Consider the following 11,087-nt stretch of genomic DNA (forward strand, 5'->3'; position numbering starts at 1 on the left):
CCGCGCGCGGGTGACACCCGATGGCCCGCGCGGCAGAGCGGCCCGGGCAGAACGGTGCGTCACCTTAACGCGCCGGAAACACTCCCGGTACCAATCCTGGGAACGCTCGTCGGACAAGTCGACACACCGATACGCGAACCGGGGTGACCATGGTCGAGAACACCACGAACGCGGCGACGTTCGACGGGCCGCTGGGCCGGTCCGGCAACGGCCGGGCGGTGCCCGCATCCCGCGCCCAGCCGGTCACGCCGGTCGACGACGCCGATCCGGCGGACCTCGCCACCATCGGTGTGGAGGAGGAGTTCCACGTCGTCGACCTGCACACCCGCGAGTTGGTGCCCCGGGCCGGGGAACTGCTCGACCGGCTGCCGGCCACGTCGTTCACCGCCGAACTGCACCGCAGCGTGGTGGAGACCAACACCGCCGTCTGCCGCACCCTGGACGAGATCCGTACCGAGCTGACCCGGCTGCGCCAGTCGGCCGTCCAGGTAGCCGACCGGGCCGGGCTGGGAATCGTGGCGGCAGGTACGGTGCCGCTGCGCGCCGACGGCGACCCGAGTGTCACCCCCACCTCCCGCTACCGGCGGATGCTCGACGAGTACCAGATGCTCGCCCGGGAGCAGTTGATCTGCGGCGCGCAGGTGCACGTCGGGGTGTCCGACCGGGATCTGGCGGTCGCCGTCACCCGCCGGGTCCAGCCGTGGCTGCCGCTGCTGCTCGCGCTGTCCACCAGTTCGCCGTACTGGATGGGTCAGGACAGCGGCTACGCAAGCGTCCGCTCGCTGGTGTGGCAACGCTGGCCCACGGCCGGCGACCCGGGCGAGGTGACAAGCGCTGCCGACCACGAGGCGCTTGTCGCCGAGCTGATCTCCTCGGAGACCATCACCGACCCCGCCATGATCTACTTCGACGTGCGGCCGTCGGCGCACGTGCCGACGGTGGAGCTGCGGATCACCGACGCCAACTCCGACGTGGACATCATCGTCCTGCTCACCGGCCTGTTCCGGGCGTTGGTCCGCCGGGAGGTCGCCGCGCTTCGCGCCGGCGTGGAGCGCACCGCCGTACGCCCGCCGGTGCTGCGCGCCGCCGTGTGGCGGGCCGCCCGCTCCGGGCTGGAGGGCGACCTGCTGGACCTGCCCCGCTCGGCCCGGCCGGTGCCGGCCGCCGAGGCGCTACGCCGCCTGGTGACCGACCTGCGCCCGCAGCTGGAGGCGACGGGAGATTGGGAACAGATAAGCGAGCTGACCCGCTACGCGCTGGCGCGCGGCAGCTCCGCCGCCAGGCAGCGACGGGCCTACGAGCGGCGCGGCCGACTGGCCGACGTGGTCGACCTGCTGCTCGACGAGACCCGGGGCCGGACCGGCGCCCCCGGCCCGGGTGCACCGCCACCGCCGGCCCTGCCCACGTACGTCGACGCCGGCGACGAGGTCTTCGGCCCGGACGGACCGGAGCCGGCGTACCGGCCGCTGCTCGCCGCCCTGCGCGGCCTGGGCACCGTCGGTCTGCGCCAACGCGAGCACGACCGCGACGAGGAGCAGCGTGCCCGGGGCGTGACCTTCAGCGTGGCCGGTGAGGCGAGCACCCGGCTCTTCCCGTTCGACCTGGTGCCCCGGGTCGTGCCCGCCGCCGACTGGAATGCGCTGCGCGCCGGCCTGGTGCAGCGCGCCCGCGCGCTCGACGCCTTCCTCCGCGACGTCTACGGCGAGCGGGCCGTCGTGGCCGACGGCGTGGTGCCGGCCTGGGTGGTGGAGTCCTCACCCGGCCTGCGACCCACCGGCGCGCTGATGGGTCGCCGCCGCACCCGCGCCCAGGTGTCCGGCACGGATCTGGTGCGCGACCCCGACGGCGGCTGGTACGTGCTGGAGGACAACCTGCGGGTTCCCTCGGGTCTCGGCTACGCGGTGCAGAACCGCAGGCTGACCCGGGCGGTGTTGCCGGAGCTGCCGGTGCCCGACGACCTGCTGCCCGCCGACGAGACACCTGCGATGCTGCACCGGGCGCTGCTCGCCGCCGCGCCAGCCGCCGCCGACGACCCCGCCGTGGTGGTGCTCAGCAGCGGCCCCGGCGACCCGGCGTGGTTCGAGCACCGGCTGCTCGCCGACGAGATGGGCGTGCCGCTGATCGGGAGCAGCGACCTGCTGGTGGAGGACGGCCGGGTGTGCCTGGTGCGCGAGGGCCGCCGCAGCCAGGTCGACGTGATCTACCTGCGGATGGACGAGGAGGCGCTGCTGCACGCGCCGGGCGCCGACGGGGTGCCGCTGGGCTGGCCACTGCTCGCCGCCGTGCACGCGGGGCGGCTCACCCTGGCCAACGCGCTCGGCAACGGCGTCGGCGACGACAAGGCCCTGTACGCGTACGTGCCGCGGCTCATCGAGTACTACCTGGGGGAGAAGGCGCTGCTCGCGGACGTGCCGACGTACCTGTGCGGGCTGCCCGAGCAGCGCGCCGACGTGCTGGGCCGGCTGGACGAGTTGGTGCTCAAGCCCGTCGACGGGTACGGCGGGGACCGCGTGGTGATCGGTCCGCGCGCCGAGGCGGAGGAGTTGGACGCCGTCCGGGAGCAGATCCTCGCCGCGCCGCACCGGTGGATCGCCCAGGAGGTGATCTCGCTGACCACCCACCCGGTGTTCGACGGCACCGCCCTCGCACCCCGGCACGTCGACCTGCGGGCGTTCGTCTTCCTCGGTGACACGGCCGAGGTGGCGCCGGTGGCGCTGACCCGGGTCGCGCCGGCCGGCAGCATGATCGTCAACTCGTCCCGTGGCGGTGGGTCGAAGGACACCTGGCTGCTCGGCGGAGCCGATCAACCACCCGCGTAACCCACGCTTGACCTTGATGTCATCGGGACGCAACCCGGCCAGCCAACCCTGGACCGGTCAGCGGCCCGAGCGACCCGAGCCGATGAGAGGTGAGCCATGTGCGGTATCGGAGGCGAGTTCCGCCTCGACGGGGCGCCGCCGGACATGGCGGCCGTCGAGCGGATGCTCCCCGCCCTCGCCTCCCGGGGGCCGGACGGCGAGGGGCGGTGGCGGCACGGGCCGGCGGCGCTCGTGCACCGCCGGCTGCGCATCATCGACCTGTCCGACGCCGGCGCCCAACCGATGGTCGACTCCGAGCTGGGCCTGGCCCTGGTCTTCAACGGCTGCATCTACAACTACCAGGAGCTGCGTGACGAGCTGACCGCCGCCGGCTACTCCTTCCGGTCCACCTCGGACACCGAGGTGATCCTCAAGGCGTACCACCGGTGGGGGACGGCGTGCGTCGAGCGGTTTTTTGGGATGTTCGCCTTCGCCCTGGTCGAGCTGACCACGTCCACGCTGGTGCTGGCCCGCGACCGGCTCGGCATCAAGCCGCTCTACCTCGCCGAGACGCCGGGCCGGATCCGCTTCGCCTCGACAGTGCCGGCGCTGCTGGCCGCCGGTGGCGTGGACACCGACCTCGACCCGGTGGCACTGCACCACTACATGAGCTTCCACTCGGTGGTGCCGCCGCCGCGCACCATCCTTGCCGGCGTCCGCAAACTGCCCCCGGCGACCGTACGCGTGATCACCGGCGACGGTCGCAGCACCGACACCGTCTACTGGCGGCCGGAGTTCACCCGCGCGGCCGCGCCGCCGATGTCCGCGGACGAGTGGCAGGAGCGGATCATGTCCGCGCTGCGCACCGCCGTACGTCGCCGGATGGTCGCCGACGTGCCTGTCGGCGTGCTCCTCTCCGGCGGCATCGACTCCAGCCTGATCGTCGCCCTGCTGGCCGAGCAGGGCCAGACCGGGCTGGCCACCTTCAGCATCGGGTTCGAGGCGAAGGCGGGGGAGAGCGGCGACGAGTTCCACTACTCCGACCTGGTGGCCCGCGAGTTCGGCACCGACCACCAGCAGATCCGCATCGGCGGCGACCGGTTCGTGCCGGCCGTGCACGCGGCCATCGGGGCGATGAGCGAGCCGATGGTCAGCCACGACTGCGTGGCGTTCCACCTGCTCTCCGAGGAGGTGTCGCAGCGGATCACTGTGGTGCAGTCCGGTCAGGGCGCCGACGAGATCTTCGCCGGCTACGACTGGTACCCACCGATGGCGAACGTGGCCCGCGAGGACGCCGTCGAGGCGTACGTCAGGGTGTTCTTCGACCGTCGCCACGACGCGCTCGCCGACCAGCTGGCGCCCGAGTGGATGCTCGACCACGACGCCAGCCTGGAGTTCGTCACCGCGCACTTCGCCGCGCCGGGCGCGGACACCGCGCTGGACGCGGCGCTGCGCCAGGACAGCCTGGTGATGCTCGTCGACGACCCGGTCAAGCGGGTGGACAACATGACGATGGCCTGGGGGCTGGAGGCGCGGGTGCCGTTCCTCGACCACGAGGTGGTCGAGCTGGCCGCCGCCTGCCCGCCGGCGTTGAAGCTGGCGCACGGCGGCAAGGGCGTGCTGAAGGCGGCGAGCCGGGGCATCGTCCCGGACGAGGTGATCGACCGCCCGAAGGGCTACTTTCCGGTCCCCGCGATCCGGCACCTCTCCGGCCCGCTGCTCGACGACGTCCGCGACGCGCTGACCGCGCGACAGGCACGCGAGCGGGGCCTGTTCCGCAAGGACTACCTGGAGGAGTTGCTGGACGCGCCGAACGCCCGGCGGACCACGTTGGGTTCGAACGCGCTCTGGCAGCTCGGGCTGCTGGAGCTCTGGTTGCAGCGGATCGGGGTTTAGATGAGGGCACGGACCGAGGCGCCGCGTACCACCCGCCGGGGCCGCCCGACCGGTCGCCGGCTGCTGCCGTCGCCACCGGTCGGCGAGGACTTCGCACCCGCGCCCTCCCCGGACGGCCTGCGGGTGGCGTTCCTGTCCGACCGGGCAGGGACGCCCGGCGTCTGGGTCCGCGACGTGGACGCCTCCGAAGCCGTCGCGGTGCCGACCGGCGACGAGCCGGTCCTGGCGGTGAGCTGGTCGCCGGACGGGCAGTGGCTTGCGTGCGTCGTCGCGCCCGGCGGAGCGCCCCGCACCGAGCTGTGGGTGCTGCGCCCCGACGGTACGCGCCGCCGGCAGGTCGCCGGCTTCGGCCGCCACTCGGCGTCCCTGTCCGGGTGGCTGCCCGGCGGCGCGCTGATGGCGGTCACCGAGACCGCAGAGCGGGGTACGGCGCTGCTGATCGACGCGGGGACCGGGCAGCGGCGGGTGCTTGTCGAGGACGACCTGCTCAGCCTGCTGGACGTCACAGCGGATGCCGGCGCCGCCCTGCTGCGCCGTGGCCCGCGCAACGCCCGCTGGCTGGAGATGCTGGACGTGGCGACCGGCGAGCGGCGGCGGCTGCTGCCGGACACCGGCCGGGGCAGCACCGACCAGGGCTGGTTCGGCCCGGACGGGACGAGCGTGCTGGCCCGCACCGACGTGTTCAGCGAACTGGCCGCGCTGGTGCGGGTCGACCTGACCCGGGACGAGCCGGCGCCGGTGCGGCTCGCCGGACGACCGGACGCCGAGCTGGAGTACGTCGCGGTCAGCGCCGACAGGCGTCGCGCAGCGCTGTTGTGGAACACCTACGGCGGGCGCAGCGAGCTGAGCCTGTTCGACCTTCCCGGCGGTGTGCAGCGGGCCGTCGCGGCGCCGGGGGAGGTGCTCGACGGCGCGGTCTTCGCCGCCGGAGGCGACCTGCTCTGCCTCACCGCGCAGGGGCCGGTGCAGCCCCGGGAGGTCTGGCTCGTCGACCCGGCGACAGCCGCGCCGCGTCCGCTGCGGCCGGACGCCGCCGCCACACGCGCCGGCGGTGGTGGAGTCGCGCCGCAGTTGGTGGACCTGCGGGCGCGCGACGGAATGCCGCTGTCCGGCTGGCTGTACCGGCCGCCCGGCCCCGGCCCCTGGCCGACGGCGATCAGCCTGCACGGTGGCCCGGAGGCGCAGGAACGCCCCTGCTACAACCCGCTGTTCCAGGCCCTCGTCGCGCAGGGCGTCGCGGTCTTCGCGCCGAACGTGCGCGGCTCGTCCGGCTTCGGGCGTACCTTCGTGGCCGCCGACAACCTCGCCGGCCGGTACGGCGCGATCGCCGACGTGGCGGCGTGCGCGGACTTCCTGCTCGACAGCGGCGTGGCCCGGCCGGGTCAGCTGGGCTGCCTGGGGCGCTCCTACGGTGGCTACCTGGTCCTCGCGGTGCTTGTGAACTTTCCCGGCCTGTTCGCCGCCGGGGTGGCCGAGTGTGGCATCTCCGACTTCCGGACGTTCTTCGCCGGCACGGAGCCGTGGATCGCCGCCGCCGCCGTCAGCAAGTACGGCGACCCGGTGCGCGACGCCGAGCTGCTGCGGGACCTGTCGCCGATGACCCACCTGGACCGCCTCGACGTGCCGGTGCTGCTCATCCACGGCGCCAACGACACGAACGTGCCGGCCGGCGAGTCGGCCCAGGTGGCGCAGGCCCTCGCCGCTCGCGGCGTCCCGTACGGGCATCTGGTCCTGGCCGGCGAGGGCCACGACTTCCTGGCCCGCGACAAGGCCGAGGCCGCCCGCACGGCCACCACCGCGTGGCTGGCCCAGCACCTCGCCGTCACCGCGACCGCTGTCGGCTGAGACGTCCGGGCACCTCGCCGCCATCGCGACGGTGGGCTGAGGCGTCCCAGCACCTCGCCGCGGCCGTGGCCGCACTCGGTCGAGGCGTTATCCTGCGCCGGTGGACGACACGGCGCAGGGCGAGCGGCTGGCCGCGGACCTGGGCCGTCAGCTTGCCGATCTGACGTTCGTCGACCTGGACACCGACGAGGTCACCGCACGGGTCATCGACGCGGTGGTGCGCTGGGCGCAGGCGCAGGGTTGGCGGGTCTACCGGCGGGCGCCAAGCGTGGTGCCGCTGCCGCCGCCCATGCAGGAGCGGCACTCCGTACTCGACGTGGCGTGCGCCCGCCCGGACGGCCCGCCGGTCGTCGTGGAGGTCGATCACACCGACCGGGCGCGGACGGTGCAGAAGCTGCGGGCGGAGGCGGACGCCGGGCGGATCCCCATCTGGGTGCGCTGGGGGGTCGGACGCTTCACCGCACCGCCACCGCCGGTGCGGATGGTGACAGTCGAGGTGACCCGGCGTGCCGGGCCGGCCGGGCGGGGACGCCTGCACAGCCGCACCAGCGACCGTCCCGCGCCGGCCCACTCCGCTGGCGGCGGCACGGCGGACACCCAGGCGCTGCCGATCCCGCTCACCGATCCGGTCGCCGACGCCGGTAAGGGCACCTGAAGCGAATCGTAAGCGCGGGCCGGCAGGCTCCTGGATGTCACCGGAGCACGACCGACAGCCAGGAGAATCCGATGCGCAAACTCATCAACTCGACCTACATCACCCTCGACGGCGTCATCGAGAACCCGACGTGGACCATGCCGTACTTCGACGAGGAGGCAGCCGCCTTCGCCGGTTCGCAGACGGACGAGGCCGACGCGATGCTGATGGGCCGGGTCACCTACGACGGCATGTCCGCCGCCTGGCCGCAGCGGGACGAGAGCGACCCGAGCACGGGTGCCGCCTACTTCAACAACGTCAAGAAGTACGTCGCCTCGACCACCCTCACCAACCCCACCTGGAACAACACGGAGGTGCTCCAGGGTGATCTGGTGCAGGAGGTCACCCGGCTCAAGGCCCAGGACGGGGGCGACATCATCCAGTACGGCTACGGCTCGGTCACCGCGCAGCTGGTCCACGCAGGGCTGGTGGACGAGGTCCGGTTCTGGATCTGCCCGGTGCTCCAGGGAGGCGCCAGCCTCACCGCCCCACTGAAGGACGTCCCGGTGTCCTTCGAGCTGATCGGCACCCGGGTGCACAGGAGCGGCGTCATCATCGCCACGTACCGACCGGGGACTGCCGCCTGACCGGCTGGTCAGAGCTGAGCGCGAGCCTCGCTCGGGCTCAGCTCCATGCCGTCGGCGACCAGGGCGTCGAAGCGTTCCCGCCCCAGGACTGCCAGAAGGCGTTCGGCCACCCGGTCGATCTCGTCCCGTTCGGTGGGAGAGGCGGGAGACCGGGTGACCAGCCGGGCGGCGGCCGCCGCGCCGAGGAGCCGGGCGGCGGCCTCCGGTGAGCGGACCGCCGACGCCATCCCCTCCAGGGGACCGATCGTGTCCCGTGTCGACGCGATCGCCTCGGCGGCCGCGAACGCCTCGACGTGCAGGGCGAGCGCGGCGTCCGGGTCGCCGTCCTGTTCGACCGCGTAGCCCAGCTCGACAAGGACCAGCGGCAGGTACAACGCCGGGCAGGGCTCGGCGCGGCCCTGCTCGACGAGGTGGCTCAGGTGGGTGACGGCGACGTCGAGCTTGCCGTCGCGGCGGGCCGCCAGAGCGAGGCTCATCTGCGCGAAGACGATGGCGCTGGGCGTGGCCTGCTCCAGCGCCAACTGGTACGCGCGTTCGGCGAGTTCGCGGCCCTGCGCGTAGTCGCGGGTCTGCACCGCGAGCCAGGCCAGCCAGGACAGCGTGCTGCCCACCTGCGGCCACAGTGCCAGCTCCTCGGCCCAGCGCAACCCTTCCCGGTACAGGGCTGCGGCGCGTTCGTGCTCGCCGCGCATGTCCGCGAGCCCACCCACCCACTCGGTCGCAACGAGCCGTCCCCACCGGTCGCCGAGCTTCGCGAACAGTGCGGCGCTGCGGGTCGCGGCGCTCTCCAGTGCGCCCTGGTCACCCATCGCGTGCGCGATCCTGGCCCGGGAGCTGAGCACCGCTGCCTCGGTCCACGGATCGGCGACGGTGGTGGGCAGCAGCTCCGCCGCGAGGGTCAGGTCACTGTGGTCGATCACCGCGTTCGCCGCGAACCAGGCGGCCCGTTCGTCTGTCCCACCGGCCACCGCGGCGTGTACGTCGGCTGGTCGGATCTCGTCGCCCTGCAACAGCGCGAAGCCGACCCGCCAGGGTGCCGAGCGCGCCGCCTGCTCTTCGTCGCCGCGTGTGGCGAGCGCCCGCCGTGCCTCGGTGAACCGGCCGCGCAGGTACCAGTACCAGCTCAACGCGACAGCGAGGCGCAGCCCGCCGCCGTTGTCCAGCGCCGCGCGCAGGTTCGCAGTCTCGGCGTCCAGCACCGCAAGCCATCGCTGCTGCTCGGCACCGCGAAGCCCTGGGTCGGCGCGTTCGGCCAACCCGGTGTAATAGGCGGCGTGCCGTGCCCGGACCGCGTCGGCGTCGGCGAGGCGGTCCAGACAGAACGCGGCCACCGATTCGAGCAGCCGGTAGCGCGGTGCCGCACCCGCATCGTCGAGCACCACGAGCGACCGGTCCACGAGTCGCGCCAGCGTGTCCAGGTCGCTCCCGCAGACCCGCTCGGCGGCCTCCGGCGTGCAGCCGTCGCCGAACACGGCGAGCCGGGCCAGGGCGAGCCGGTCCGCCTCGTCCAGGAGGTCCCAGCTCCAGCCGATGACGGCGGTCAGCGTCCGCTGCCGCGGCGGCACGTCCCGCTGCTGTGTGGCGAGCAGCCGGAACCGATCGTCGAGCCGCTGCACCACGCCCCGCACGCCGAGCGCCCGTACCCGGGTCGCGGCCAGCTCAAGCGCCAGCGGCAGGCCGTCGAGACGGCGGCAGAGCTGGGCCACCGCCGGCGCCGTGCGCGCGTCGAGCCGGAATCCGCGCTGCTGCGCGGCGGCGCGGGCGGCGAACAACCGGGCCGCCGCCGAGCGCCGGACCGTGTCCAGGTCACCGTCGCCGGGCACGGACAGCGGGGGTACGTCCCAGAGCAGCTCCCCGGTCAGCCCGAGCGGCTCTCGGCTGGTGGCCAGCACGCTCAGCCCGGGTACGTCGCGCAGCAGCCGGGCCACCAGCTCGGCGACCGGCTCGATGACGTGTTCGCAGTTGTCCAGCACGAGCAGCAGGTGCCGTTGCCGCAACGCCGCGACGAGCCTGTCGACGGCGGAGAGGTTGGTGCCGGGGGACTCGCGCACGTCAAGCGCGCCGAGCACCCGTTCGGCGATGCCGAGGTCCCCCGCGAGCAGTGGCGCCAGCTCGACCATGCGGACGCCGCCGGGAACGGTACGGGCCGCCTCGATGGCGAGTCGCGTCTTGCCCACCCCGCCGGGCCCGACCAGCGTGACCAACCGTTGCCGGGGCAGCAGGGTCCTCAGCTCGGACAGCGCCTCGGCCCGTCCGATCAGCTCGTCGAGCTGGGCGGGGAGGTTGTCGCGGGTGGTCGTCGCCGTCGGTGGCGCGCTCAGGTCGGCGTCCTGTTCGAGGATGCGACGGTGCAGGGCGACAAGCTCCGGGGCAGGGTCCAGACCCAGCTCGTCGGCGAGCCGGTCGCGCAGGTCGGTGTAGCTGTCCAGCGCCTCGGACTGGCGGCCGGTCGCGTACAGCGCCCGTAGCTGCACAGCCCGCAGGCCCTCGCGCAGCGGGTGCCGGGCGACCAGTTCGGCGAGGTCGGCGGCGACCAGGTCGTGCTCGCCGCGCGCCAGCCGGGCCTCGGCCCGCCGCTCGTGCACGGCGAGGCGCTGCTCGGCGAGACGGGTCGCTTCCGCCCGGACGAACTCGGCGTCGGCCACGTCCGCGTAGGCGTCGCCGCGCCACAGCGCGAGGGCCTCGGTGAGCCGGTCGACGTCGGTGCACCTGGCAAGTTCGCCGAACCTGTCGGCGTCGATCGCGTCGACCCGCAGCAGGTAGCCCGGTGGTCGGGACTCGACAAGGTCGCGGGCGCCGGGCTCGGCGTCGTTGAGCGCCTTGCGCAGCTGGGACACCCGTACCTGGAGGGCGCCGGCGGGGTTGGCGGGGGAGTCCTCGCCCCACAGGTCGTCGATGAGCCGGTCCGCGGACACGACCCGGTTGCGGTTGGTCAGCAGGTCGGCCAGCAGGGCGCGCACCTTGGTGCCGGGTACCACCACCGGCTCGCCGGCGTCGGTGGTGACGGCGAGCGGCCCGAGCACCCCGAACTGCACGGCGGTCATCGTAACGTCGCCCCGCGGCCCCAAAAGCGCTCCCAACCCCCTCCGACCCGCTCCCGACCCCTCCCGGCCCCCTCCGACCCCCTCCGACCCCGTCGATCATGGAGTTGTGGTGGTCGAAATACCGGCAGAAATCCACTAAGTCCCCCACCACAACTCCATGATCGACGAGCGGGGCGGGGCGGAGCGGGGCGGAGCGGGACGGGGCGGGGCGACGGGGGTGAGG

6 protein-coding genes are annotated in these 11,087 nt (G+C 73.8%); 5 read left to right on the forward strand and 1 reads right to left on the reverse strand.

The window, feature by feature from the left end:
- Positions 1-149 precede the first annotated feature (149 nt).
- From ADK66_RS10250 to ADK66_RS10270, 5 genes are all read left to right on the forward strand, one after another.
- A complete protein-coding gene (locus ADK66_RS10250; protein ID WP_197281481.1) occupies positions 150-2,819 on the forward strand; it encodes a carboxylate--amine ligase/circularly permuted type 2 ATP-grasp protein in 2,670 nt (889 codons plus the stop codon).
- Between the two features lie 96 nt (positions 2,820-2,915).
- Positions 2,916-4,694 (forward strand): N-acetylglutaminylglutamine amidotransferase, encoded by a 1,779-nt coding sequence (locus ADK66_RS10255; protein WP_053653830.1) that lies wholly within the window; start codon positions 2,916-2,918, stop codon positions 4,692-4,694.
- Positions 4,695-6,539 carry a prolyl oligopeptidase family serine peptidase gene (locus ADK66_RS10260; protein WP_053653832.1) on the forward strand — a complete coding sequence of 615 codons (1,845 nt, stop codon included), beginning with the start codon at positions 4,695-4,697 and terminating at the stop codon, positions 6,537-6,539.
- Between the two features lie 100 nt (positions 6,540-6,639).
- A complete protein-coding gene (locus tag ADK66_RS10265; RefSeq protein ID WP_053653834.1) occupies positions 6,640-7,194 on the forward strand; it encodes a hypothetical protein in 555 nt (184 codons plus the stop codon).
- 71 nt (positions 7,195-7,265) lie between these two features.
- Entirely contained in the window at positions 7,266-7,820 is a 555-nt protein-coding gene (locus ADK66_RS10270; RefSeq protein ID WP_053653837.1) for a dihydrofolate reductase family protein, read from the forward strand.
- A gap of 8 nt (positions 7,821-7,828) precedes the next feature.
- On the opposite strand, the gene ADK66_RS10275 is transcribed toward ADK66_RS10270, so the two are convergent.
- Complete coding sequence (locus ADK66_RS10275; RefSeq protein ID WP_231639993.1) at positions 7,829-10,864, reverse strand: BTAD domain-containing putative transcriptional regulator; 3,036 nt, start codon at positions 10,862-10,864, stop codon at positions 7,829-7,831.
- Positions 10,865-11,087: the final 223 nt, after the last annotated feature.

Origin of the sequence: Micromonospora sp. NRRL B-16802 (assembly GCF_001279555.1) — a bacterium.
Taxonomy (GTDB): Bacteria; Actinomycetota; Actinomycetes; order Mycobacteriales; family Micromonosporaceae; genus Micromonospora; species Micromonospora profundi.